The organism is Microcoleus sp. PH2017_12_PCY_D_A, assembly GCF_020738565.1.
Taxonomy (GTDB): Bacteria; Cyanobacteriota; Cyanobacteriia; order Cyanobacteriales; family Microcoleaceae; genus Microcoleus.
The window spans coordinates 1-25,914 of record NZ_JAEQCI010000076.1 but is presented as its reverse complement, the minus strand read 5'-3'; the positions used below and the strand labels follow the sequence as shown (position 1 = coordinate 25,914).

Below are 25,914 nucleotides of genomic sequence, written 5' to 3'. Positions count from 1 at the left end.
GACTTGCTCTGCATTTAGATGATTTTTGGCTGGCATACTTCGGGCTTTTCTGTGACTTGTGATTTATTATTATACCAGTTTTAATGCGAAACAGCTTATATTCTTTCGGTTTGTTTGGCTTTTGATAACCTTGGCATTTATCGATCGCCGGGAGAAACTTACGCGATCGAAGAAATTCTCGATCGACACCGAATTATTCCTCGCTATCAGAAATGGCTTTCTCGCGCTCTTCAGGAATTAGTAAAAGCCGGACTATTGAAGCAAGAGGGAGAGTGCTTTACCAATATTAGTCCCTTATTGGAACGAGCAAAATCTCTCTTTTCGCTAACTCTTAGCGATCGCCCCATCTCCGGAACTTGGCTCGATCTCGTCCCCAAAGAACCCGATGGAGCTTTAGCCGACATTCTCGTTGAAAAGATTCATTCAGCAGAACTCTATACTTCCGATACAACGCTCGGTATTTATGGAGAAATCTTTGCCGATTGTAATGCGATCGCCGCCGGAATTGTCAAATCTTTTGTTGAATCGTTCGATCGCAATCGACCCCTTCGCATTCTTGAAATTGGTGCGGGATATGGAATGACTGCCACACATTTACTGCCGTTATTGCCGCGCGATCGCACGACCTATTATTTTACCGATATTTCCCATTTCTTTTTACAAAAAGCAAGGGAAAGGTTCGGGGAATATCCTTTTGTTCGTTACGATCTTCTCGATATTGAAAAATCTCCTCAACAACAGGGCTATAATTTACATGAGTTCGATCTTGTCGTTGCGGCAACCGTTCTACATAATACTCGCAACCTCAAAGAAACATTAGATTGGACGCGATCGCTTCTCGCTCCCAATGGTTTACTATTGGCGATTGAAAAGACTCAGTTTCATCCTTGGTTCGATCTAAACATGGGGCTACAACAAGGATTTGAACGCTTTGAAGATTTTGAACTGCGATCGGTACATCCCGTCTTATCCAAAGAGCAATGGCAAACTTTACTCATGCAAAAAAAAATTAGCGAAAGCTTTTTCTTTAATCCTCCCCATTCAATTCGCGATCGCATCGGTTTTGATGTTTTTCTTGCTCGCAATTCGCCGTTTATAACACCTTTTAATCTTCATACTCTGCGGAATTATTTAAGTCAAAGACTCCCCGCTTATATGCTTCCTTCATCCTATACTTGCTTGGATGCCATTCCGCTCACCAGTAATGGGAAACTCGATCGCAAACAATTACCAAAACCAGAGATAGAAAGCGATCGAACCTCGCAAAAATATGTCGAACCGCAAACTCACACTGAGAAACGACTCGCTCGAGTCTGGTCGGAAGTTTTACAAGTTGAAACCATTGGAATCCACGATAACTTTTTTGAAATTGGTGGCGATTCTTTACTCAATATCCAAGTGGTTACTCGTGCTGATGAATGCAACCTAGAACTCAAACCCCAATATATTTTTCAGTATCCAACTATTGCCGAACTTTCCTCTTTTCTAGAGAAGTCATTGTCAGACACTCAAGATGTCGATTTCAGTCCTCCTCTTGCTATAAAACCAAGTGGCTTTAAAAATCCCTTGTTTTGCATTCATTCTTCAACGGGAAGCGGAAGTTCTTTTATCGAAATGGCTCGATACTTCGATCCAGAACGTCCTGTATATGCCTTACAATCGCGAGGGTTTGCTGGTGAAGCTACCCCGCTTGCAACCATTGAAGAAATGGCAACAGCTTACATTAAAGCCATACAAACCATTCAACCCAAAGACCCTTATTATTTATGCGGGTGGTCGATGGGAGGAATTGTCGGTTTCGAGATGGCACGACAACTGCACCAAAACAACCTTAAAGTTGAGTTTCTCGGTTTAATTGATATTATGGCAGACGAGCGCGATCGGCAACTCAAATTACTGAGTCAAGCGCACCCTAATGCCGATCTCAATCTAGAAGATATTTCTCTCGAACAGCAAGCAATCCTTGCGAATTTGAGTCAAACAAATACCCAAGCCATGCTTCTTTACAAATTGCAAGAATATTCGGGAAATGTAACACTTTTTACAGCCCGAGAGCAACCTGAAAAAATGCCAAATTCCGATCGATTTGGCTGGGATAAATATATTTCAGGAGAATTAGACATACGAGAACTACCGGGAAATCATTTTTCAATGATGAATCTTCCCCACGTTCGAGTTCTAACTCGACAGATTGAGGATTGCCTATCGCAATCCCCATAATAAAATGCTAAAAATCACAAATTTAAAACTTTCTTTAACAAGAAAAAATGTCGAATTTATGATTGAGAGCAAGTCCAAAATATGAACTCTATCCCTTCTTTTTGAGAAGCAAAATAATGAATCTAAAATCGTTACAATCTCTAATTTCTATCGGGTTTCTCAGTAGCTCGATCCATCTGATTTGGGGCATCAATTCTATCGTGCGAGCTTCGGGTTTTGCTCCTCTTTATAGCAATATCAATAGCTATGAAACAACGATCTTGAGTAGTGGCGACTTGGCTGATATCTACTTTCCCGATCTGAGTAACGAAACAAATCCCGATTCGCTTCCTATTGCCTTACTTTTACAAGGTTCTTATGTAGATAAAATACACTATTCGCAGTATGCTAGTACCGTTGCCAGTTATGGATTTGTCGTTGTCGTTCCCAACAATGTTAATATTGCAATTGAAACGATCGCTCGCTGGAGTTCTGTTTTTCTCCGAGCCAATCTTCTCGATGATGAAGAGGTGATCGCGTACCTCTACAACACGGGAGACTTATAGATCCTAACGTTACCGTCACCAGCCAGCGTTCTGTCCCAGAACCGAGTGCGATCTTGGGATTATTAGCATTTGGGTTAACGGGTTTTGGCTTAAAGCAACGACTTAAAAAGTCAAAAAATTCTTCAACAAGCATTGGCTCTTAGCAACTAAACTCGCAACCCTTCTCAAATATTTCATTCCTGCTTACCGTCATTTGGAATCCAACTATGAAGCTCCCTCAAGGTCCCAAGACTCCCAAATTATTTGAACTCATGAAAATGGGCAATGATGCCTATGGATATCTCGATCGCCGCGCCAGTCAGTACGGAGATTGCTTTCGGATAGGCAGTGCTAAGGAACCGACTATTTTCTTCAGCCATCCCGAGGCAATTGAAGCAATTTTCACCGCCGATAATGTCCGCTATTACGAAGAAAAACCCAATATCGAAGTTCGGAACTTCTTTGAATTTTTACTCGGAGAAATAGCGTTTAAGGACACGAGTGCAGCCAACCTCAAACGCAGTCGCCAATTATTAAGAACGGTTTTCACGGGAGGCTTGTTAAAAAGTGCTTCTATGGGAAACTGTATGCAGCGTTACGGGCAACTCATTTGTGACGTTACCGATGATGTTATTGCTCGCTGGCAACCCGGACAACCTTTTTACGTGCAGTCCTGCATGAAAACCATTACGATTGAGTTTATGTCTCGGGTCTTGTTTGGACTAACTGAAGGAGAGCGTTACGAACAACTCAAGGCAAACTTAATTCCTTTAATGGAACCGTTTAAATCGCCCTTTTATCTTAGCTCCGTCCTTTTTGGCTTTTTGAAGAAAGATTGGGGAAAATACAGTCCTTGGGCTAAGTTACGACAAGCTAGAGATCGAACCCACGAAATCATTTTAGAAGAAATTAACGAACGCAGAATACGAGGCGATGTCTCTGGCGTTGATGCGTTAAGTCGTTTTATGGCTTATCGCGATGAGAATGACAAAGCCTTGACGGATGAAGAATTACTGATGTTTTCTATAATCGCCCTCTTTAATGGTTATGAGACGACCTCTTCTGCCATGACTTGGACATTATACTGGATTCATCGCGAACCCGGAGTTTATCAACAACTTCAAGCTGAAATCGATGCGTTGGGAAGCGATCCGGATCCGGTCGCGATTTATCGATCGCCCTATCTGACAGCTGTTTGTAAAGAGGTGCGACGAATATGTCCGGTTGTGGTCAATCCCAACGGACGCATTCTCAAGTTACCGATGGAAATTATGGGCTATGAATTTGAACCGGGGACGCAGTTGATCCCTTGTATTTACTTAACCCATATGCGGGAAGATTTATATCCCCAACCCAAACAATTCAAACCCGAGCGATTTCTCGATCGAAACTATTCAAAATATGAATATTTTCCTTTTGGTGGCGGTCACGCTCTTTGCAGTGGATTTGCTTTAGCTGAGGCTCAAATTAAACTGGTTATTGCTACGCTATTATGTCGTTGGAAAATGACATTAATTGACAATAGTTCTGTCAAAACCGAACAAGTAGGAGCTTTTGAAGTTCTCCCCCACAGAAGTTTGCAAATGGTCGCCCTGCAACCCAAAACTCAAAATATTTCTGTCGCTGTTTAACTTCTTTCTCTAGGTAAATTTCTGATGGTTGCTTCAATTTCTCACAATACTTGGATTAAATATTTTACCCCCAACCCATATGCCCAACTGCGACTATTTTGCTTTCCCTATGCAGGAGGAAGTGCGGCAATCTTTCGCGACTGGCATAGAGAACTTCCGAAAACTATAGAAGTTTGTCCGATCGAGCTTCCAGGACGAGGTTCTCGCATGAGAGAACCTCTATTTGAGGAACTTTCTTTCTTAATAGAGGCATTGGGAGAAGGATTACATCCTTATTTAGATAAACCTTATGCTCTATTCGGTCATAGTTTTGGAGCTTTAGTGAGTTTTGAATTTGCTTGTTATTGCCGCGAACATTATCATCGTTTACCGCACTGCTTGTTGGTCTCTGGTCGCCAAGCCCCTCATCTTCCCGATCTTTCCCCGATGCACGCTCTCCCTAAAGAGAATTTTATTCAAGAAATCGAACGTCTCAATGGAACCCCAAAAGAAATTATGCGAAATCCTGAAATGATAGAATTACTCGTACCTATCTTACGGGCGGATTTAAAAATTGATGAAACCTATGAATACAAACCCAAACCTCCTTTAGAAATTCCTTTAACGGTCTTTGGAGGAGAAGGAGATTCAGAAGCCAATCGGACTCAGCTTGAAGCTTGGTCCCAACACGGAAGTCGTGAGTTTTCCTTACAAATGTTTCCGGGAGATCATTTTTTTATCAATACGGCACGATTACATCTACTTCAGACGCTTTCCCAAAAACTCCGGTTTTTAACTCTTCGTTAGAAATGAGAGAAAGAACAACGTATACGGCGTGTGAGGAGTGGGTGAACGAAAAAATGCGTGGGGAGGGATTGAGTTAGCGGCTTAATTCCGCTAACATAGACAAAACTGAGCGCGAGACTCCCCCCATGAAGACCTTAGAGCAACTCACCGTACAAATCGAAGAAACTCTGTCATCCCTCGCCGATTGGGAACAGCTTTAGAGCGTTACTTGACGAATAACTCAACAAGAATTGACTATAAATCCTATCTAGAACAAGGTTTAATGATTGGTTCGGGAGTTGTAGAGAGTTCCAATCGCCGAGTCGTAACTCAAAGACTAAAACAAGCGGGAATGCACTGGTCGAAGTTATATCAAGTCCGGTAGCACCGGACTTGTATAATGAGTGTAGTTATATCGATCGCGCGATCGTAAAATTATGGGCAAGCGTCTGGTCATTGAATCATACCATTTTTCTTTCATATCCGATAGAGATAAAGGACGACAAGACGTTGTAATTATCTGCTTTCCCTTGTTTGCAAAAGTCTGTCATAACTTTAAAAAAATGGTATTATCGCTATTTCCCGATGATGCGATGGATTGGGATATCATGGATGGTTGTCTGGAATCGGCACAGGACAATCTATCTGATCCGAATCTTCAACCATTAATTTGAAAAGCTCAAAAGCAGTCGTGCAATCTCCTAATGCTCGATAAGTATTCATAACATCGGCCAGCCCATCGTTGTTTATCCAGACAACGCTGTCGGGAATTATGGTTGATAGCCGTTTCATGGCCGTTAAACTGTTGTTATGAAGTCGCTGTTTGGTTACTAACTTTTTATCAACTGATTAGCGACCACGAGAAAATTAAAAAAAACTATTTCCTTTCCGGGACACCGAACGATTTGGCATCCCAAATACCCCAAACTTCTCGGGCAGAAGATACGGCACTTTGAACTGCTTCGGCGGACGATCGCCCAAAAACGGTTATCTTTTGAGGCGGATGGTACTTGCGAGTTACGGTAACAACCCACTGAAATTGATGGCTCCTGAGCGCTCTCATCTCTCGTCCCTCCCCTCGCCCGGTGTAGATGCTGTCGGTGCTTCGGATTGGGGTATAGCCGAGATACGCGCAAAATAGGACAAGACCTAAAGTTTTGTAAATACAAGACAAAATGACTTGAAGTAGCAAAGCCTGAAATGTTTAGCAGTAAAAGATTTCCGCTTTTTGGATCTGCACGAAGGCAGAGTATGACTAATACTCTGCCTTCTCAAACTTGGTTGAACAGTCAGCTAATTTAGGATGCTTTTGTGCTTGCAAGCTTCCTCGAAAGCTACGTAGGGACTTATTTGTTACGTTTCTTAATATCACGTCCTATTTTGCACGTATCTCGGCTGTACCCCTAGTTGAGTGCTAGCAAGAGACGGCAGCGGACACTCGATCGAGGTAAGCCTTACACTCGCGAACAGCCTCAACGGAGCGCAAAAACCAGATAGTCCAGCCTCAACTTTATTGCTGGCATAGTGGGTACTACGCTACAAAATCGCTTCATAAATTTTAGTTACCTGCCAATTTCCTCACACTTGCTCAACTTGATTCTTAATTCAACTTACCGTGTCGCAACTTGACTATTAAATCAATTTAAGTTTTGTTAAAAACGCTAAAAAATCGCTAATTGTTGTGGAGCGCTAAAGTCAGGCATTTGCTGTACAAAATCAGGTGTTTGCTGTACAAAAGAGCGTGAGAATGCAGGCATTTGCAGGGACTGCATCATACCTGTTTTTATCCTAAAATGTCCAGCAAAAGCCTGACTTTTTCGGTCAACTTGCTGCTTTTTTGTGCTGTTCATTCTTTTGCCTGTTGGGACTGGTTATGGCTGTTCTCAATCGGTAGCAAGCAATGGTTTTGCGATCGCAAACTCTGACTAATCTATGCAGAGAAAAAATAATACACCCTTATGAATGGGGGCATCCTAGATGTCAAGGCGCTTAATTTTTACCCGATATTCGACTGTGCCGATTGCTCACATTGCTCCTGCTGTTGTGGCGGCTTTTGTGGCAGCACAGGCATCAATTGCCGGAACTTTCCCATCGCACTTGGGTAGCGATCGCTCGCATTGCTCGCTCTCTTGTTAGCCAGCTATCGCCGTCAGACGTTTAATCGTCCTTCCAGTGCGATCGCCTCACTCGCTATAATTTATACAAACAAATTAAATTAAATTAAAGTTGGGTAGGGGTCAGTCTCACTTTGATAAACCCTCTAATAGCCCTCTCCAATTGGGGGGGGATAAAATCACCTGAATAGCGCTTTTTAATTACAGTTGTTAACTTGTATCTTGGGAAAAGGTTTTTACTGATTAAAAACTATGAAAACTTTACCGGAAGTCAAACCCAGAGAGCTGCTATCCAACCATATTCACATTCGCCTAACTGACTCAGACTACAATCAAATTAAAGCAAGAGCAGAGCAAGTAAATTTGAGCATGAGCGACTTCATGCGCCGTGCAGCTTTGAGGAGAGCAATGCCACGCCCTCTAGCTGCATTTGACTTAAAAGCCTATCAAGTGTTATGCAAGATTGATGCCCAATTGAGAATTGCCGGAAACAACCTCAATCAGATGGCTAAAGCTTGCAATAGTGCTGTGGCATTGGGAGAACCCGTTGTTGTCAATACAGGACTCTTAGAAAGCGTACAGCAACTGATTCGAGAAAACGGGGGTGCAATTAAAACAATAGTTGCAAACCTCGCTAAATCTACAGTACGCTAATTATTAACAAGCCTCGGCTTTACCGCCTGAGCAATCGATACTGTGCAACTGACGGCTTTTCGGTTATGATTGGCAAACAAATCAAAGGTACAGGCTTTCGGGGCTGCCTGAACTACGTGCTGGGCAAAAAAGACGCCACTCTAATTGGCGGTACTATGTGCGGACAAACTCCTGAAGAACTGGCTGCTGAATTTGGCATCGCCCGACAACTAAGACCTAACCTGAAAGTAGCAGTTTTTCACGCCACTTTATCTGTCGATAGCACTGAAAAACTAGAAGATTCTGAAGAAAATGACCAACGCTGGCTGACGATCGCAGCCAACTACATGAAAGCGATGGAATTTGACAACAACCAGTACGCAGTTGTCAAGCACAGCGATACAGAACACGACCACATCCACATCGTCGCCAGTCGCATTTGCCTAGATGGAGGTGTTGTTGACGATAGCTGGGACTATTACAAAAGCCAAGAAACTATTCGCCAGCTAGAACGGAACTACAGCCTGGAAACTGTTACACCCAGTTGGGAAACAGACAAGCGAGCTCAGACTACAGGAGAACACAGGCAATTAAAAAGCAAGGGAAACAAGAGCATCAGGGTGCAATTGCAAGACCTAATTGATGAAGTTACCCAAGACAACCCAAGTATGCCAGAATTCGTTGAGCGGTTGCAGCAACAAGCCGTAGAGGTGCAAGTCGGATTGACTCAAAATGGCTTCACTCAAGGCATTTCTTACAATTTAGATGGAGTCGCTTTAAGTGGCACTCAATTGGGCAAAGCCTACACTTTTTCTGGATTGCAGAAGCATCGAGGCGTTAGCTATGACAAAGGGCGAGATAACGCCCTAATTGAGGCTTTAATGCAGCCACAACACTTAGCTATCGCCCCTAATGAGGCAGAGGAAAATGAGTTAGAGTCGTCACAATCCGAGTTAGCAGCAACCCTATCTGCAACAGCCAATGAGTTAGAGTTGTCACAATCTGAGCTAGAAACAACCACACCTGCAACTCCTGCAACAGCAAATGAGTTAGAGTTGCCACAATCTGAGCTAGCAGCAATCGCACCTGCAACTTCTGCAACAGCAAATGAGTTAGAGTTACAACTATCAATCCTGCCTGAAAAGAATGAAACTCAGTGGGCCAGAGTGCGATCGCATCTAGCAGTCGAGTACAGTTTACCTTTAGAATTGCTTAATTTATTGCACTCTCATTCTTGGCTGTATGCCGGCTCAGAAAAGGCTGTGTTTACGGCACGGACGCTTGAGGGGGAAGCCAGGTTCGCTTTTGTTCTAGATGAATTGGGCAACTTTACTACAACCCATCCCCTGTCATCTGAAGCTGCTTTCTGGGTAGCTACTACTGGAGAAATCGAGCGAGCTGTGATTGCCTGTAACCCAATTAAAGCCCTTTCAATTTTGCTTATTGAACAGGATAACTCTACAACAGCACCAGCGACACTTTACCTAGGAATTGAACGAGCTTCACAACTGCCTATACAATTCTTACAAGAACTCGATAGCGTTATTATAGCGCTCGCAGAAGATTCTCACCTCGCTCGAAATGCAAGCGAGCTGCTACCGAATGCAGAAGTTATCAATCCACAGTCAAGTTGGAATGATATCTGGATACAATTAATTGAGCTAGAACAGCAAACTCACAAACAAAATAACCAACAGTATAAACAGCGCATCCAAGACATTGAACTGGATTAGTTATGGTTCCCTAAAAAAGTGAGTAGTGTTTAATAAAAACGCTACTTAACAAATTTCCAGCTTAGGACCTAAATTACTGATATTGCTACCACTAAGTATTACAAATTTGTGAATAGATTTATCAACTATTTTTTCTTAATCTGCTAAGTCAATTGAGACGACGGTTGCTCATTTCTTTTTGTAAGGCGACCTTGCTAATAATAAATTATTTATACGTTTTATCCTAAAAATTAGTACAAATAAAATGAGCGCTGTCGCGCCAAAAAATAAAGTATCGGAGATAAAAAATGGAAGTATCGCAAACCAACACCTACTACTTCAATAATTTAACCTGCGTCCACTAAACAGAAAACCAACTGTACATTATGGAAAGGCAAACAACACTGGTCTTAAATTTTCAACAAACAAGCTATCAAACGCTCGACAAAATAATCCACGCTCTACGACTTTTAAGAGACAAAAAAGTCCTAGACAGAAAGTCAATTATCGAGCAAGAGCTGCTGGCCTTAAACTTCCAATTCCCTATCGAAAGCAGTAACCGTAGCAACAACGACACCAACAATGGTAGTAGCAATGGTAGCAGCAATGGTAGCAGCAACGACAGCAACAAAAACTGCGAGCTAAAAATCGACTGGTAATTCAATTATGCCGGAGAGACAAGTTTGTTTCTCCGGCAGCCGCAAACATCTTTCACCACATTCAAAAATGGCAAACTTTCATGGCAGGATACGTGTATCTCCTGCACTTTGAAAAGCCGATATGTTCAACTCATCCGGCACAACACTACGTCGGCTGGACAAAAGATTTGGACGAAAGGCTTTGGAAACATAAAAAAGGCAGAGGTGCTAAATTTTGCGCCGCCGCCCGAGAACGCAGAATAAACTTTGTCTTGGCAGAATGCTGGGTTGCAGACAAAAGTTTTGAGAGGAGAATCAAAAGGCAAAAAAATCACAAACGTTTTTGCCCTATTTGCAAAAACTGAAAGTAAAAACCAGCTTTTTTGTAGTAAATGCAATATCAACAAGTTGTTTGTGCGTAATTTGTGTATCTATTAAATATCTCCTATAATGATTGTGGAACAAGCTGTCTGGCTTGTTCTAAACTGTCTTTTTGGGAGATATTTATTGCTTTCGCCAACGCGCCTCAACTCCTCGTCCCCGACATTGCAAACGCCCAGCATCCCTTTCCCGGCGCAATAGACGGCGAATCAAATCAATTCCCACTGTCGGACACCGTTCCTGCAATTCCCTAATCGAGAATTCTTGAGGCAAATTGTTAATTGCATCCAATACGATCGCCGTTTTAGTTCCTTTTGCAGAAGTAACATACCCTACCCGCTGCTCAAACTCCCGATAAGCTGATAGCAGCATGACTCCCAAGAAATACTCCCACCAAGGTAATAAGTTATGCTGCCCTTCATGCCATCCTTGGGAAGATTGGTAAAGGGTATCGTAATAGCTTTCCTTAGTTCTCTCCACAATCCGTTCCAAACTAATAAATCGCCCCACCTCATAACCGGCTTTGTATAGCAGCAACAAAGTCAGCAACCTTGCCATCCGCCCGTTTCCATCTAAAAAGGGATGAATGCACAAGAAATCCAAAATGTAAGTTGGAATCAGCAATAAAGGTTCTATCTCGCCCGATTCCCAGAGGCGATTAAACCGTTCTTGCAGGCGTTCCATTGCCACAGGAGTAGCATAAGCGGGAGTAGGTTGAAACCTCACCACTTTAGTCCCGTCAGGATAAGTAGCGCTAATTTCATTATCCACTGTTTTCCAGCGCCCGCCTGTATTAACAGCAAATTGGTAAAGGTCGCGGTGCAGTTGTAAAATGACACCTGTACTAAAAGGAATGTGGTTATAACTGGTGTGAATTGTAGTTAGCACGTCCCGATAACCCGCAATTTCTTGTTCTGAACGATCGCGCGGCGTTGTTTTTTCTGTTACTAATTTCTTAATCCGTTCTAGCGGCACAGTAATGCCTTCAATGCGGTTAGAAGATTCGGTACTCTGAATAACCGCAGCTTGGCGCAAAGTGCCTAAAACTTGTGGGGCTTGTTGCTTGAATAACTCCTGCTTTCCCTTGTATTCTCCAACTAAGCGAATCGTTTGCAAAAGTCTTTGGTTGAGTTGTTGACTTTCAATGAACCCCTCTTCAAATGACAGCATATCTATTTTTTATCCCTTTTAATGAATCCGTTAACATCTAAAATTGCCTTGGTACAATCCGAAAAAATCTGTCATTCACTCTGGATTTTAGCTGAAAATCAAAAATTACAGTTATTACCATAATGATTAACGGTTACGGTTGTGATGAAAGCCGATCGCAAGCAGAACCGACGCCAAATCCAGATAAATAAGTAAGGCGATAGTTGCTTTTAGCCATAGCCCTTGCCTCTGTTGTTGTCCAAGGTTTGACGCTCAGCAAATCGGGTTCAGTTTCCAGTTGCCTTAAATAAGAGCGATCGCCCGTTACTTCAGCAATTGCAAGAGCCACAAATTTGCAACAGCTCAAAGGAGCCTGAACCACCTGCTTTTCAGTAAACCTAACCACAATCCAATTCCACTCTAAGAATAATTGATTGCGGCGCATATCGCTGTCAGCATCGCAGCAGTGAGTCGGCTTCTTAGATTTGCCAGCATAAGGTTCATCAATCTCGACATCAATTCCGAGTCCAGATGGAGTGTGAATTACAGTAAAATCTGCTGAATAGCTCCTCTGAGATGACGGAATTTTAAACTCTGCTGCTTGGACAACTTCCTCGAAATATTGCTGTAAGTATTGCAAAAAGCGCTCTTCGCTCACTCCTTGCCGAGCTTGAGATATGCCTGTCGAACTAACCCGAAGTGACATCAAATCCTTGAGCGATCTATTTCTGTGATGTAAGTCAATTTTTACACTTTTAAAAACTGTATAGAACCCTTCTTTTCCTAGTTTAAAAGTAGAAAGTTTCTGCTGTTTGTTGGATAACGTCTCTTGTTGAAATAATCTTTTTTGTTGGGATAATATCTCTTGTTGGGATAACATCTCTTGTTGATGGTACTCCAGAACTTGCTGCTTATACCTGGATAGCAGTTTTTGACGGCAACCAAACACATAACTATAAGCAGCCGCGATTAAACATGAATAAGCAGCTACTACCAACAGCATTTCCCACCACAGCCAACCCCAAGAAATAGCTAACAGCCCAAGTGCGATCGCACCATAAAGCCAAAACACCCAAATTAACCACAGCAACTTGACAGATAACATTACAGGTGGTTGAGGCGGAGTCAGCAAAGCAACAGGTTGCCTGAATTGTTGGGTTTCTTGAAGTAGAGATGAGGTGGTACAACTAGAAGTTGCTTCTGGTAAAGGATATCGATCGCAGAACTGCCTTACCAGTTTTGGGTAAAAAATTATCGGATAATTCATCTTTTTAAACACTCATTATTTGAGAGCGCGATCGCGCTATCTTTAATAAAGTTTTTTTGAGTCATATGCAAAAAGTAACCGATTATAATTTCCAAAAGCTAACTCACGATCGACCTGTTAACAAGAGACAAAACAACAAACAAGTTGCTCTTAAATCCGACGCGGAAACAATCGCTGCAATTGATCAAATCGAAGCACGCCAAGATTACTATCATACCTGCATCAACGGAGGATATTAAAGCATGAATTTAGCCACAGCGACGCTTGCTCAAAGTTCAATTTTGGCATCAACTAGAGTCAGCAGAAAATTTAGACGAAATCGATCGACTGCTGCAATCTTTGTGGCAAACCCAAGAAACCCAGGAACTTGCTGTTGATGCTCATGCCGACTTAGCCGACCAAATTGATGCCGAAATTGCAGGAATTACCGCCCGAATGCAGTATTTGATAGAACTGCATTCAAAAGCTATCAACAAACTCCAGGGGTGGAGAGAAAGGTTGGATAAAACCGTTATCTATTTCAACAATTGCGACGTGTTAACTTCAGAAATTATCGGCAAACACCGCCGCATTGCTGTTAAGGAAAATCCGCCTACCTGTGAAGTTTCGATCGATCCATCTCAACTGCCAGCACCTTATCGTAGAGTCGAAACTAAAACCGTAATTTCTGCTGACAAAAAGGCGATCGTAAATGCTTGGAAACAAGGCATACCTGTAGACGGCACTAGAGTTTTCCGCAAACGCAAAGTGGTCTACAGCTTGCTTCCCGGTAACAATTTGCACACTCTTCCAACCAACCAGACGTTTGAGAGTCGTTCCTCGGATAAAACGCAGCCTAAAAAACGGCGTTAGCCATCTTTTCATACGAAATCCGGCGGTAATTGGTAATTGGTAATTGGTAATGCGTAATGGAGCATGAATCGTCCATAATAGCTAGTAGCTAACACGATCGAAAATTACCCATCCTGAAATTAACTATTACCGATTACCTATTATCGAACTTGGGAGTTCTGAGTTTTAAGTTTTGAGTTTTGAGTTTTAAGAGTTTTCTTTAACTCACCACAACTCACACATTCACGCATTCAAAACTCAGGAAAACCCGAAGCGTCGTACCTCATTATACTGAAAATTGATAGCTCTATTACAAATCAATCCAGTATTGAGGATTTTCAACTTGTTCTTCAGTAACGTCGAACAACTTTGACGCCCTACCTTTAATAACACCGCCAGCATCGAGGCTTAAACCTCCCAACTGCTGACTGTTTTCACCTTCTCCAAAAGCAACGCGGGCAAGTGCATCGCTATCGCTATCAGAGAAATAATCTCGCTGGCTTTCCATAGCCGTAGTTGTGCGAACTACTTTCACTTTTTTTCTCCACATTGGGATTGTAAATCTCATTGTAACACGCTACTTTTCTCTTCTAAACCCCTCCAATTGGAGGGGGTGACTATCACTCAGTAGCAGGAAGATTTGAAGGAACAACCTTGTCAAAATCTGGACTATTACTGTGCGTAAGTCCTAAAAATGTAAAAACTAGGATTCAGGAGCTAATCAATGAGCAGAAGAAAACTTACCCCAGAATATCGCTCCACAGAATGGGTAGCTGGGGAAGGACTAAAAATCCCAGTCTTTGATATGTCCTTGACTGACGGTAGAACAAAGGGGCGGTACCAAGCTGAATCAGAAGTGCTGCGAAACTCGCTGCTTGAACTGCTTTTTGAACCTGAAGAATTAGCATCCCTAAGCATCGTTAAACCCGACCAAAATGATAACAGCTTCGACCCTCTCAAAAACATCGATTTCGGAGATGGTATTACCAGAAGAGTTGCTTTCAGTTCAGGCAAAAATGTGTACTTTGCCGACAAAGAACTCTCAAGCAAACTGTTAAGCATATTCAAAACTCAACCCGACCACGCCTGTCGCTACGGTTCACTGCTAGTTAGTAGTTGTAACCAAGGAGCTAAATTGTTAGATAGCTCCCAAGACGGCGAAACCCTGCGAGTTAAAATTGTTGATTCTCAAAGCGACGACTATCGTGAAAAAGCTCAAGCTGATAAGTGGCAAACCGGAGACTGTCACGGTAAAATTTCACCTGCACTAGCCCAACAATTGGGAGGGAATTACAACCGACCTTTTCAATTCAGATTTGCCTGGATGCAGGAATGGGAGCAAGAAGATTGCCGCACTCCAGAAATTAGCTTTCTTGCCAAAGGAACGCTACTGCCTGATGCTAATTTAACCTCAGACTTAGGTTATGATATCATCATGGATCGCTCCTCTATCAAAGGAGTTACTAAAGAGCAATTAGCTGAACTTATCCCCTGTGGCGACTACGAATTTCCCAAAGCTATAGTGGGAAATCGAGGCAACGCCAAAGTAACTGAATACGAAAATTCCTGGCAATTTTCGATTTGGTATTCCGAAGCAGCTATTGGGGCTGACATAGCCACACCAACTAAAGCTGAAGCCCAAAAGCTAGCTGACTTGCAAAACAACCGACTGCAACTTGCCAAATACTTAGTGGAACAGTACGACAAAAAAGCTGCTTTTCAATCTAGCCTTCACGAAGACAGCAGCGGATTAGAAGACGAAGCAGATGAAAAAGCCCAGCGCAACGAATCCCGGCTAATATCAATTTTGAGGAACGACAAACTCGGTCAACTCCTCGACTTTCCCAAAGTCGTCGATTTCATGCAAGAACAACTGGCTAAAAAGTGGAAAGATTTAGCAATTAAAGGCGCAATTCATCACGGTTCAGCAATGGCTCAACCTTGCGAAGATTTACGGCCGGGGACAATAGTCGCGCCCCACTTGAAAAACGGCACAGAAGTCATCGTTACCCGCTACCCGATTGTCAGTAAAGATAACATCCGCCGCTACACAGTAGACAACAAAAGCCAGCCTGAATTAACGCAGTACAAAGGGTGCGTTTTCATTCGCTCTGACCAAGCCATGCAGCATCACCAATGCGATTTTGATGGCGATCAATTAGTGATTACGCCTGCTTCCCGAATGCCGAATATCGCCTCTGAAACCAGGCACGCTAATCAAGAGAATGAGTACGATGCTGTTGAGAAGCGAGAGAAAGTTGACTACAATAAAGCTACCGATAGTGAGGGCGATCGCAAGTATACCAAATTGCGGCAAATTGCCGTAGCGATCGCCCAAAACAAAATCGGCTGGGTTGCTACCTTAATCGGGAGAGTGCAATCGTCAGCAGCAGAACCGGGACAGCCAGAAAGTTTATTCAATCAACAGAAGCGGTAGCTTCTTGGAAAGCTGTTTGATGCCCTGCAAATTGAGGTGGACAGTCCCAAAAGTGCTACTCGTACCGAAGACCACCACCCCACCCTGCTGTCCAAGGCTAAGCAGTGGTCAGAACAGCACCCAAGCTACCTATTTGACTACAAAGACGACCCCAGGCTTTACAAAACCGTGCCATTACCTATAGGAGACGGCACTGCTATCAATTGTATTGCTAGGGAAGCTGTTAATCCAGAGTGGGAACCGACTCGTTTAAAAAGTCGCCACCGCGACGAATTTCGCTACCTGTTTGAGTCTCCTTCTGACTTAGATGAGCGAGAAAAATGGGAGAAACATTATGTCAGGTGGGCGCAAGATATTAAGGAACGCTATCGAGAAAGGATGGGTGAAATTCACTTGGAGTGCGGCGGCGATTCTAAGGCAATTAAAGAAGCCGTCAGCAAGTTATACGAGAGCTTAAGAGCCGATGTAACCGAAGCTTGGACTGACCCTGAAGAACGGTTTTTAGCTGCTAGTGCTATGTGGCACGTCGAAACCGCAAATCCCAACTTAGAAGTCCCTCGCAAAGCTTGTAAGGAACTTTCTCGCCAACTGCTGATTGAATTCAACCTTGAATCTGAGTACGAGCGACTGCACGAAGCAATGCCAAAAGACACCTACGTTCTGAGCATCCCTTTCGAGGAATTTGAACGGGACAATAACGGTAAAACTGTCAGGGATAAGAAGCGACAGCCAGTTGGCAAAGACTTAGCTGGACATTGGAAAGAATTGTTAGACAGCAAAGGTATTAAATATGAAGCAACTTTGCATTCAAGCCTGCCAATGGTCAATTTTGCCTTAATTGAACCGAGCGAAAGACTGGTGGGAATTCTTGAGAGGAAGTTTGGCGAAAATGTCAACGACATCGACAGTTTAGACTTAACCTACCGTGATGGTCTTGACCGCACTAAAGATGTCAGTTCACGCATTGTAGCTCCTGCTGATTATACTTGGCTTGAGTCTTAAAATCAAACACCTAAAGCAGCACTGGTTCTCAATTTGTTTACGGATGAAATTTGCCAGCAATTGCAAACCTTTCAGTTTGACAGAGCTGAACTGATTGGACAGAAGTACAATGACTTGAAAGATGTTGACTTTAGCAGTCCCAAATGGAGGCAGAAAACATTGACTTTTGAGGTTGGCTCTGTTAGCGGTAGCTGTTCGAGGCGCGACGGTAGCCCTATTGTCCTCCTTGACGGACAAGAGCTAGCCATGTTCTCGGCTAATTCGCCTAAATTGCCGATCGGCACTACCTTTGAGGCCACTATTGAACCCTCGCCTAAAGGTAGTGCTCTGATCTTAAACATCAACCCTAGCTCTGTGCGACTAATTGAATCAGTTGAGGAACTTGCAGAAGTCGCGCCAACCCCTTGTCAAGGGCGATCGCTATCCGTATCGCCAACTCCTTGTCAAGAGCGATCGCCGTCTCAACCTGAAGACATTGCTGCAAGCCCCGTCCACCTCTCACAATTGCTCAAAGATGCGATTTCTGAAGCATATAACCAAATTTGTAAGCTTACGAGGCGTTTGAAACTACGGGGATGTTGCCGTGAGTTATGGTGCTGTTGATACTAAATTTTTGCAGGATATTGCTTTAGAGGGTCAATCTAAGGAGTATTGGCGCAAAGTTTTGGAGTTGGCTTTTAATGGGAAAATTGAGCCAACTGACCCGATTTTTATGATTTTTTGGGCTACTGGACGGTTGGAGGTGGTGATTCAAGAGAGTCCGAAACCGGAGGATTTTGAGTTAGCGTGCGATCAGTGGGTGGGGGCGGATTAATAAGACTTTAGCGACTTATGAACGGGTGGCGGTTGAGAAGAAAGAGGGGCAGATTGCTGAGGCTGTCAATTTTCTGGTGCGTCAGACGGAATTGACAAGGGTGGCGACATCTGCGCGTTCTTTGGTGGTTGCGACGGGTATTCTGTTGACAAAGTTGGGTGATCGTGATTTGATAGGATAAATTTGATTTGGTTTCTAGAAGAGTTTGCGCTGAGAGAAGCAATTCATTTGACTCAGGAGCAGGTCGAGGCTTTCCGGTTGGCAACTAACGCCATTGGGGAAGTTTGCTCATAATTTGATGAAGTGGAATTCGGATAGCCTTACTGATTTAGAGTGTAAAAAGGATGTTAAGCGTCTGGGGGTGACACTGGAGGTGGCGGGAAGGCCAGCTACTTCGGGGTTCTGTACTATATGGGTGGAACCTGTAGAAAAGCGTAGCTTTCGGGATTAAGATTCAAGTTTTAACTATAGTATCCAGTCCAAACATCTATGGATTGTCAGGGAAAGTGTGTTGTTGTTGGCTATGGTCATATGGGGAGAAAAATAGCTGAAGTTTTATCTCAACTTGGTTTTGCAAGTATATTGGTCGATCCTGTGTTAAATGTTAATAACAAAACGGGAAATGTATATAGCAACATTGATGATTTACTTTTAATCAACGATCAATATATAAAAGCGTGGTTTATATGTACTCCTACCGCAACTCATCTGGATGTGCTTAATAAGATAATAAGTAAATTTCCTGACTCCAGAGTAATGATAGAAAAACCAGCTTGCAAGAGAGAGCAAATAAGTAAACTTTTGCAAGTAAGCCATAACTTAAGATTGGAAAACATTTGGATAAATAATCATTATGCTGATTGTATAAATTTAGAGCTTGCGAAAAGTTTTTTAAACAAAAATCATTTTGTTCCTAAGAAAATAGTGATTGATTTTTGCAAGAATCGATCCAACGATGTATCTCAGGGAAGATATATAGATCAAGATTTTATGTTGTGGGGATATGAAGGTTTTCATATGCTTTATATTGCCACTCAACTTATATCTACTACGGATGCTGATGAATTTATTAATATGCAAGGAGAATTCAATTACTTTCAAGGCAATTATAGTCAGATTTCCTGGGTTGTGGAATATGGAAAATTGGCATCTGGCTTGAAGACATTACTGAGAACATCAACTGATGGCTCAACTTTTTTTCAAGGTTTTAGAAAAGGAGTATTGAAAGCTAACCAGAGATCGCGCCAGGTAAATATCCTCTTAGAGAATAGTACAAACTTGCGTCTGATTTTTAGTGAAAGTAGGGAAGTTCAGTTTGAACCATCTCAAGAATACTGTTTTAGCTGGCAGAGTGCAGACAATGGGAGGAAATATGAATTATGGCAAGAAGATAACCCATTAAAAAAGCACCTAAAAAGATTTCTTGAAGATACAAATATTTCAGCTAAATCAACGCTAAGTCAGGGACTAAAGCTAACGGAAAGATTATCACATATGACTGAAAGAGCTTACTCAGGCAAGAGATTCAATAAATCTACTCTATAAGTGAGATTAAGTGGAGACAAATTATGATTTATACAGCATTAGTTGGTTACCCTACTAAACAGAGCCTATCTTCACGATTATTTCAGATATATGCAAGTTCAAGCTTATTAGAATATGCACACATAAAAATCGATGTTAAGCCTGAAGAGTCTTCACTGAGAGAAATAATCAGTTCAATCAAGAAAATAGGTTTTTCTGGTTTCAATGTCACGATTCCTTACAAGCTAGAAATAATGGAATTACTAGATGAGACTGATGAATTTTCTAAAGAGATAGGTGCAGTGAATACCGTCAAAGTCAAAGATAATAAGCTGTATGGGTGCAACACTGACTACATTGGCACTTTGAAATCCATTGAGAAAGCTCTTGGAAGAGTAGTTGGCTTTGACGATAAAGCAGTAGTTTTTGGTACCGGTGGAGCAGCGAAGGCAGTAGTTGGTGGCCTCTTAAAGTATACAAGTAAGATTACCGTTTTTTATCGTTCTCCTCAAAGCATGAGAACTATGGATTTTTTAAGGCGGTTTTCCGATAAAGTTGACGTTTTGCCACTGAATAGTTCTAAAGTGAACTCCAAAATGCTCGACGCAAATTTAGTTTGTAATGCAACACCTGTGGGAATGACACCAAATATATCTGCGACTATATTACCTTTTGACATTAAGAGCTTGCGGGCAAACAAAATCCAGCGAGTTTTCTTTGATGTAGTTTATAGTCCTTTACACACAGTCTTTTTGAAACAAGCTCTTGATGAGGGATATCTTATTGCTGATGGGCTGGACATGATGATTTATCAGGGGGTGGAAGCATTCAAAATTTGGACGGATTTTGATGTTTCTAGATCAATTGTTCAAGAAGCTAAAGATTCTCTCATGAGGTAATGGGTTTATGAAACATATACTTTCTGTCAATGTTGATGAAGTTGGCAAAAATATTCCCGAAATAGTCCCTTTTCTGAAGAGAAACAACATCAAGCACCTTGAGTTAAGGACTATTGATGAAAAGAACATTGCAAACTTTCAGGCAAGTGACTTACAACTTCTAAAACAGCAAATCGCAAAATATGGCTTTCATGTATCTGCTTTAGCTTCCCCTTTATTTAAATGGTATATGCAGAAGCCAGATACAATTCAAGTATATGACAGTTTTAACTTTCCTTGCATTTTATCACAAAGTGATAAAATAGAATCGATCGATAGAGTTATTAATAATGCAGAGGTATTAAAATCTCCAAAAATTAGAGTCTTTACTGGTTTGAGTAATGGTAATCCTTGCATTGAAAAGATTTTAGAGGACGATACTTTTGAATATTGTTTAAACCAGGGTAAGGAGAGAGGTGTAAGCGTCTTAGTTGAGAATGAACCTGTATGCAATGTTTCCACATTGAAGGATATATACACATTACTATCAAATTTTCAAAATTTAGATTTATGGCTTGATATTGCCAATTTCTATCAAATTGGAGAAAAATTTAACTTGAGTAATTTGGAGGAGCTTTTGCCTAGAGTTCAGCACGTGCATTTAAAGGATATCATGTTTAGAGATGGCGAGATTCAATATGTTCCTTTGGGAGATGGAGATATTCCTTGGGAAGAGTTTCTATATTTTTTCTTCGAGAAGTCCGATCGCAAAATTTCATTTAGTATAGAAACTCATGTTGCAGAAAATAAAATTGTTGCGACAGAAAAATCTATCAGCTTTTATAGAAGAGTAGAAGAGGCATTTGCTTAAGGCTTTAAGTATGAACATTCAAATTGACACAGGCTGTATTTTTCTTGTAGATCAAGATATCGAAGTTGTTGAAAGAAAAGGTATTGGTCATCCGGATACCATTGCTGACGGTATCGCGGAAACAATATCTGTGGAATACTCAAAATACTGCCTTGATAAGTACGGTGTAGTCCTTCACCACAATGTTGATAAGGTTTGCGTCTTAGGCGGACTTGCACGAGTAGAATGGAGTTCGACCGAGATCATTCAGCCTATAAGAGTTTTCCTAAACGGTCGTATAAGCAGCGGTTTTGCGGGTGAAAAAATACCTGTCAATGATATCTGTATTTACGCTGCGAGAAAGTTTTTGAGCAAGGCATTGCCAAATTTAGATTTGGATAGATATGTGAAATTTATTCATGAACATACTACTTACTCTAAGAACCCGAACTGGTTTAATCCAGAATCACTTTTAGATCTGCCAGAATATAAAAGACTCTTTGCAAATGATACTTCTGCTGTTGCTTCTAGTTCACCATTAACCCTGACTGAAAAGCTAGTACTTCAAATAGAAGGCTTTTTCTACGATGCTGAACAAAAACCAATATATAAGGAATGTGGTCAGGATATAAAAGTTATGGCTGTCAGACATAAACATTTTATAGATATTCGAGTATGTCTCCCAGTAATACTGAAGTACTGTAGAAATGTTAGAGATTATTGGGAAATCATAGATAGCGTCTACAATCAGCTATTTCAATTCATTAGCAATAATTTACCTGCGGAATATAGTTTTAATGTTGAGTTAAACCAAAAACGCGATCTATCCATAACAGAGCCGAGGTATCTCTATGCCTTAGTTGGTGGATCAGCCCTCGATTATGGCGAAGAAGGGCTAGTCGGCCGAGGTAATAACAGGACTGGAATAATCCCTATGTTTAGAGTTTTTTCAATGGAAGCAGCTTATGGTAAAAACCCTGTCTACCACGTTGGCAAGGTACTCGGCGTGGTAGCAGATGAAATTTCTCAATCAGTTAATAGAATGACTAAACAGACTGTTGAAGTTCTTCTAGTTGCAAAAAATGGCGATGATTTATTGAGTCCAAACCAAGTTGTGGTGCGAACAGGTGGCACACCTAACAAGAACGAAGTTGAGGACATTATTAAAGAAATTTTCGCTAGGAATGATTGGACGCAGAGGATAGTTAATGAAGAAATTTTAATACCTAAAACCGGAAATCTTATGTTAAAAGTGAGATAGATAAAAATGCACATCTTTCATGCTAGTGAGAAGTATAAATATCAGCTAACAGTCAGGCAAGGCGGTATCCTTGCCCGTGTCTATACTTCTGCATCTTTCTGTCTCCGTAACTCCGATATCATGAATTTAGAGAATACTACCGATCTACAAGGTATTGCCGCCTTTTATGAGGAGGAGTTAGCATCTGTCACGAACCAAGACCACTCACAAATAATCTTAATCACAGATGCTCAAGAACCAAGTCTGGTTCGAATAGATGACCAAACCTTTTGGCTAAAGGGACATCCGTGTAAGGATTCCTTTGTTAAGCATTTACGGCATATACTATACACGTTATCGGAAAGCTCCCGCCAAACATCTAAATCTCAATGCACTATACATGCAGCGGCTGTTTCGATTGCGGCTTCCGATGACATCATCTTGATTTTAGGAGATAAGGGTAGTGGCAAAACGATAACTGCTTATGCCTTGTGTCACTATCACAGTGCAGAATTGGTAGGTAATGATCTTGTGATACTAGGCAGTGATGAAGAAGGCAAGCTATATCTACATGGTGGTACCACCAGTTTTACGATGAGAAGACGTGTAGCGCATAGTTTTTTCCCAGACATAGCTCCTGATAAAGTAAACTTTTCAGTGTTACCTTCAGAACTACTTGATTATGAAAGTAAAATGGTGTTTAACCCAAGTCAATTTAACATATCAGTCTGCACAGATAAAAAGTATATTGGCTTAGTTGTCAGAGTCAATGTACATACATTGGCAACCGCTAACTCTGTGACTAAATCATTTTCTAAGCAAATAGAAGCATTGCGTCTTCATGAAAATTTTGCAAGATATATAAGAGGTCAGACAACTCCTCTTTCCTTGGACGGAAATGGGAGGGTTTCTGGATATTTTCCATCATTTGATTCTCTAAATATGCAAACTATAAGAAATAAAATGGTGTCATCATTGCTGAAAAGTCCATTTTTTTACGTTACTGCAAAATCACCGCAAGAGAGCGCCACTCTCATTATGGAAACATACGCAAAGCACCGTCATCTACTCTAAATATGATAATTGTAATTCTGCCTTCAAGAAACGAAGCACGAAATATCAAAAACATAACTAAAATCATAGATATTGGACTGTCGAGTTACTACCCAAATGTTAACTCTCTCATACTTAATGTTGACAGTTCAAATCTTGATAATACAGCAAGTATTTTCGAGTCTAGTGACACAATAACATCTAAAAAAAGCTTAGTGCTTACCAAGAAAAAAATTGGGAAGGGATTTAATATCAAAACAGGAATTAACTATGGTATTAGTAACAACTTCAAATATTTTTTAACTATTGATTCAGATATATCTTCAATTGAACCATACTGGATTAAAGCTTATCTAGATCGGCTTCTTTTTTTCTCAGATGATTTTGTTACTCCAATTTATAAACGAAATAGATATGAGGGAAACACGACGAATCATTTTTCGTCACCATTATTATATGCCTGTTGGGGCGTTGACATTCAACAGCCGATCGCGGGGGATTTTGCTTTTAGTGAACCACTGGCAAGAAAGATATTGAATAGTTTTGATATCGAGTCTGATTATGGCTACGGGGTTGACACCATGATGACATGGACAGCCTTGGCAACATCAAGTAAAATTTCTCAAGTTCTTTTAGATCGCAAGATTCACAATCCAAGTTTTTCAAAAATTACAGATATGTTTTCTCAAGTTTGCTTATCAACTTTCTACAGAATATATAAGTTTAGATCAGATATATTAACGAATATTAAGTCAGAAAATTATTGTCAACTTGATTTACATCAAAACTTAGATATTGATTATTCATTACGTCCAGATGACAAAGCAATTGAACAACTTCAATCTTTTATTAGTAAATTCGTTGCAAATTTTGTTAATGATTCTTGTTTTACTAGCAGTAAGGTTAATGAAGATATTTGGTTAAATCAACTATCTTCAGAAGTTTTAAAGCTTTTGATGAGCGACGATCTTCAATTTGATAATATTATTACTATGGTCAATGCAATTTTGCCATTTTATCTTTCAAGAGTCATCAATCATATTGATTGGGTTGCCAGTACTACCCCTGACAATACATCCAAATTTATTGTTGAGCAGAAGGAAAGGTTGGCAAGTATAATCAAAGCTAACTTGTTATTTGAATAGGCTCTCAAATGTTAGAAACAAACAGCGAACACAAGGCCATGGAATTAGTTGATAGTTATCAACTCTTTGGAATTTCAGAAATTTCAGAAATTGAACCGGGGACTAATCTCTCTGAAATCATTGTCAATGCTTCTGAGAAGTATGGCGGTTTGAGAGACCAAGACATATTAGTAGTTGCTTCTAAGATTGTCTCAAAGGCAGAGAATATGTATCGTTCCACAGACGATATTCTTCCTTCAGGTGAAGCAATTGAACTTGCTCGTATTACAGGTAAACCTGAAAAAGTATGCCAGATTGTAATTGATGAGTCTCAGAGCTATCGAACTAATGGGAAAGCTTTAGTGGCAGTTCATAAGCAAGGCTTTGAGCTTTCTTCAGCAGGCGTTGATAGACTGAATGATGAACTTGTCATTCTCTTACCTAGAGATCCTGATAAGTCAGCAAAAAAGATTTCCGTGGGTATTCTGGAACGGATTGGTGTACGTGTTGCTATTGTTATCTCTGATAGCCACGGTCGGGCTGACCGAGCAGGTGCTGGTGCCGTAGCACTTGGAATTTACGGAATTTCGCCACTGCGGATTACTAGCACTGTTCAGGCTAATGGTAAGGTAAAGTACGCCGACGAAACGTTATGTGATATGTTGGCAGCAGGAGCATCAGTCATTATGGGACAGAGGGGCAGAGGTATACCAGTAGTATGCGTGAGGGGTTTGTCCTTTCAATTCGATCCAACTGCATCTGTAAAGAGCATTCTTCACCATGCGCCAAGGTAATTTAATACACCTCGATCAAATTTTTGGAATGCTGGGTATCAGCAAAGTTGCACACAGCACAATACATTAATCAAGCGGACGGTAGGCAGACCTTCTGTAGGTCGAGATATTGCGGTTAATAGTGCGATCGATCTTTTAGTGTACCCCGGTCGTGCAACTGCGATCGACTTTAGCTCTACCGACGAAGCTCTCGCCTACGTTTTAATTGCAGATCCCTTTTCCAACCTCAACATTCAACCCACATTCCGCAGATATTCGATCGGATTTAATTTCAAAATAATTCAGAATCAAAAAAGCCTCAAATGATTGCATAGCAATCATTTGAGGCTTTTT

The 25,914-nt window shown here is 41.3% G+C and carries 29 protein-coding genes and 1 pseudogene; 24 read left to right on the top strand and 6 right to left on the bottom strand.

The genetic code is table 11. From position 1 onward, the window contains the following. Nucleotides 1-114: 114 nt before the first annotated feature. The 6 genes and pseudogenes from JGK39_RS21755 to JGK39_RS21735 all read left to right on the top strand — a co-directional run. The gene (locus tag JGK39_RS21755; protein WP_293297352.1) at nt 115-2,220 is read left to right on the top strand and encodes an alpha/beta fold hydrolase; all 2,106 of its coding nucleotides are present in this window, start codon (nt 115-117) and stop codon (nt 2,218-2,220) included. A 116-nt stretch (nt 2,221-2,336) separates the two neighbouring features. Continuing rightward, nucleotides 2,337-2,765: a hypothetical protein gene (locus tag JGK39_RS21750; RefSeq protein WP_293297349.1), complete on the top strand. Its 429-nt coding sequence runs from the start codon at nt 2,337-2,339 to the stop codon at nt 2,763-2,765. Further along, nucleotides 2,762-2,908, top strand: a complete 147-nt coding sequence (locus tag JGK39_RS33715) for a PEP-CTERM sorting domain-containing protein (protein ID WP_366048936.1) — start codon at nt 2,762-2,764, stop codon at nt 2,906-2,908. Before JGK39_RS21750 ends, JGK39_RS33715 begins: the two co-directional genes overlap by 4 nt. Nucleotides 2,909-2,971: 63 nt before the next feature. Continuing rightward, on the top strand, nt 2,972-4,375 hold the full coding sequence (locus JGK39_RS21745) for a cytochrome P450 (protein WP_293297346.1): 1,404 nt from the start codon (nt 2,972-2,974) through the stop codon (nt 4,373-4,375). Nucleotides 4,376-4,399: 24 nt separating this feature from the next. After that, complete coding sequence (locus JGK39_RS21740; RefSeq protein ID WP_293297344.1) at nt 4,400-5,161, top strand: alpha/beta fold hydrolase; 762 nt, start codon at nt 4,400-4,402, stop codon at nt 5,159-5,161. Nucleotides 5,162-5,351: 190 nt separating this feature from the next. Beyond that, nucleotides 5,352-5,504, top strand: a pseudogene (locus JGK39_RS21735) (ISKra4 family transposase); the annotation flags it as partial. Between the two features lie 242 nt (nt 5,505-5,746). On the opposite strand, the gene JGK39_RS21730 reads toward JGK39_RS21735, so the two are convergent. From JGK39_RS21730 to JGK39_RS21720, 3 genes are all read right to left on the bottom strand, one after another. Then, nucleotides 5,747-5,932, bottom strand: a complete 186-nt coding sequence (locus tag JGK39_RS21730; RefSeq protein ID WP_293255834.1) for a hypothetical protein — start codon at nt 5,930-5,932, stop codon at nt 5,747-5,749. Between the two features lie 85 nt (nt 5,933-6,017). After that, nucleotides 6,018-6,203 carry a hypothetical protein gene (locus JGK39_RS21725; RefSeq protein WP_293255837.1) on the bottom strand — a complete coding sequence of 62 codons (186 nt, stop codon included), beginning with the start codon at nt 6,201-6,203 and terminating at the stop codon, nt 6,018-6,020. Nucleotides 6,204-6,801: 598 nt separating this feature from the next. Then, nucleotides 6,802-6,990, bottom strand: a complete 189-nt coding sequence (locus tag JGK39_RS21720) for a hypothetical protein (protein ID WP_293255840.1) — start codon at nt 6,988-6,990, stop codon at nt 6,802-6,804. Between the two features lie 170 nt (nt 6,991-7,160). Between JGK39_RS21720 and JGK39_RS21715 the strand changes: the two genes are divergently transcribed. From JGK39_RS21715 to JGK39_RS21695, 5 genes are all read left to right on the top strand, one after another. After that, entirely contained in the window at nt 7,161-7,301 is a 141-nt protein-coding gene (locus tag JGK39_RS21715; RefSeq protein WP_293297341.1) for a hypothetical protein, read from the top strand. Nucleotides 7,302-7,506: 205 nt separating this feature from the next. Then, the gene (gene mobC, locus JGK39_RS21710; RefSeq protein ID WP_293255846.1) at nt 7,507-7,908 is read left to right on the top strand and encodes a plasmid mobilization relaxosome protein MobC; all 402 of its coding nucleotides are present in this window, start codon (nt 7,507-7,509) and stop codon (nt 7,906-7,908) included. A 65-nt stretch (nt 7,909-7,973) separates the two neighbouring features. Next, complete coding sequence (locus JGK39_RS21705) at nt 7,974-9,620, top strand: relaxase/mobilization nuclease domain-containing protein (protein ID WP_293255849.1); 1,647 nt, start codon at nt 7,974-7,976, stop codon at nt 9,618-9,620. A 365-nt stretch (nt 9,621-9,985) separates the two neighbouring features. After that, a complete protein-coding gene (locus tag JGK39_RS21700) occupies nt 9,986-10,258 on the top strand; it encodes a hypothetical protein (RefSeq protein ID WP_293255852.1) in 273 nt (90 codons plus the stop codon). A gap of 80 nt (nt 10,259-10,338) precedes the next feature. After that, complete coding sequence (locus JGK39_RS21695) at nt 10,339-10,602, top strand: GIY-YIG nuclease family protein (protein ID WP_293255855.1); 264 nt, start codon at nt 10,339-10,341, stop codon at nt 10,600-10,602. Between the two features lie 139 nt (nt 10,603-10,741). On the opposite strand, the gene JGK39_RS21690 is transcribed toward JGK39_RS21695, so the two are convergent. Both JGK39_RS21690 and JGK39_RS21685 read right to left on the bottom strand, forming a co-directional pair. Next, the gene (locus JGK39_RS21690; protein ID WP_293255858.1) at nt 10,742-11,788 is read right to left on the bottom strand and encodes a Fic family protein; all 1,047 of its coding nucleotides are present in this window, start codon (nt 11,786-11,788) and stop codon (nt 10,742-10,744) included. A gap of 133 nt (nt 11,789-11,921) precedes the next feature. Further along, nucleotides 11,922-13,034, bottom strand: coding sequence for a hypothetical protein (locus JGK39_RS21685; RefSeq protein ID WP_293255861.1), 1,113 nt, complete (start codon nt 13,032-13,034; stop codon nt 11,922-11,924). A gap of 264 nt (nt 13,035-13,298) precedes the next feature. On the opposite strand from JGK39_RS21685, the gene JGK39_RS21680 reads away from it, so the two are divergent. After that, nucleotides 13,299-13,886 (top strand): siphovirus Gp157 family protein, encoded by a 588-nt coding sequence (locus tag JGK39_RS21680; RefSeq protein ID WP_293255864.1) that lies wholly within the window; start codon nt 13,299-13,301, stop codon nt 13,884-13,886. A gap of 289 nt (nt 13,887-14,175) precedes the next feature. On the opposite strand, the gene JGK39_RS21675 is transcribed toward JGK39_RS21680, so the two are convergent. After that, complete coding sequence (locus JGK39_RS21675; RefSeq protein ID WP_293255866.1) at nt 14,176-14,400, bottom strand: hypothetical protein; 225 nt, start codon at nt 14,398-14,400, stop codon at nt 14,176-14,178. A 189-nt stretch (nt 14,401-14,589) separates the two neighbouring features. Here JGK39_RS21675 and JGK39_RS21670 point away from each other — a divergent pair, with 189 nt between their 5' ends. The 12 genes from JGK39_RS21670 (at nt 14,590) to JGK39_RS21620 (ending at nt 25,581) form a co-directional block, all read left to right on the top strand. After that, nucleotides 14,590-16,302, top strand: coding sequence for a hypothetical protein (locus JGK39_RS21670; protein ID WP_293297338.1), 1,713 nt, complete (start codon nt 14,590-14,592; stop codon nt 16,300-16,302). A gap of 36 nt (nt 16,303-16,338) precedes the next feature. Beyond that, on the top strand, nt 16,339-17,304 hold the full coding sequence (locus tag JGK39_RS21665; protein WP_293297335.1) for a hypothetical protein: 966 nt from the start codon (nt 16,339-16,341) through the stop codon (nt 17,302-17,304). A 60-nt stretch (nt 17,305-17,364) separates the two neighbouring features. Then, nucleotides 17,365-17,907, top strand: coding sequence for a hypothetical protein (locus JGK39_RS21660; RefSeq protein WP_293308742.1), 543 nt, complete (start codon nt 17,365-17,367; stop codon nt 17,905-17,907). Further along, a complete protein-coding gene (locus JGK39_RS21655) occupies nt 17,888-18,118 on the top strand; it encodes a DUF6753 family protein (RefSeq protein WP_293255875.1) in 231 nt (76 codons plus the stop codon). Before JGK39_RS21660 ends, JGK39_RS21655 begins: the two co-directional genes overlap by 20 nt. Nucleotides 18,119-18,416: 298 nt before the next feature. Beyond that, entirely contained in the window at nt 18,417-18,569 is a 153-nt protein-coding gene (locus tag JGK39_RS33710; protein ID WP_366048935.1) for a DUF6753 family protein, read from the top strand. Between the two features lie 38 nt (nt 18,570-18,607). Further along, complete coding sequence (locus JGK39_RS21650) at nt 18,608-19,663, top strand: Gfo/Idh/MocA family oxidoreductase (protein WP_293255878.1); 1,056 nt, start codon at nt 18,608-18,610, stop codon at nt 19,661-19,663. A gap of 23 nt (nt 19,664-19,686) precedes the next feature. Beyond that, on the top strand, nt 19,687-20,541 hold the full coding sequence (locus tag JGK39_RS21645) for a shikimate dehydrogenase (RefSeq protein ID WP_293255881.1): 855 nt from the start codon (nt 19,687-19,689) through the stop codon (nt 20,539-20,541). Between the two features lie 7 nt (nt 20,542-20,548). Beyond that, nucleotides 20,549-21,391 (top strand): TIM barrel protein, encoded by an 843-nt coding sequence (locus tag JGK39_RS21640; RefSeq protein ID WP_293255884.1) that lies wholly within the window; start codon nt 20,549-20,551, stop codon nt 21,389-21,391. 10 nt (nt 21,392-21,401) lie between these two features. Beyond that, on the top strand, nt 21,402-22,631 hold the full coding sequence (locus JGK39_RS21635; RefSeq protein ID WP_293297329.1) for a methionine adenosyltransferase: 1,230 nt from the start codon (nt 21,402-21,404) through the stop codon (nt 22,629-22,631). 120 nt (nt 22,632-22,751) lie between these two features. Next, nucleotides 22,752-23,684 carry a hypothetical protein gene (locus JGK39_RS21630; RefSeq protein WP_293297326.1) on the top strand — a complete coding sequence of 311 codons (933 nt, stop codon included), beginning with the start codon at nt 22,752-22,754 and terminating at the stop codon, nt 23,682-23,684. 2 nt (nt 23,685-23,686) lie between these two features. After that, entirely contained in the window at nt 23,687-24,808 is a 1,122-nt protein-coding gene (locus JGK39_RS21625) for a hypothetical protein (RefSeq protein WP_293297323.1), read from the top strand. An 8-nt stretch (nt 24,809-24,816) separates the two neighbouring features. After that, nucleotides 24,817-25,581: a coenzyme F420-0:L-glutamate ligase gene (locus JGK39_RS21620; protein ID WP_293260575.1), complete on the top strand. Its 765-nt coding sequence runs from the start codon at nt 24,817-24,819 to the stop codon at nt 25,579-25,581. Nucleotides 25,582-25,914: the final 333 nt, after the last annotated feature.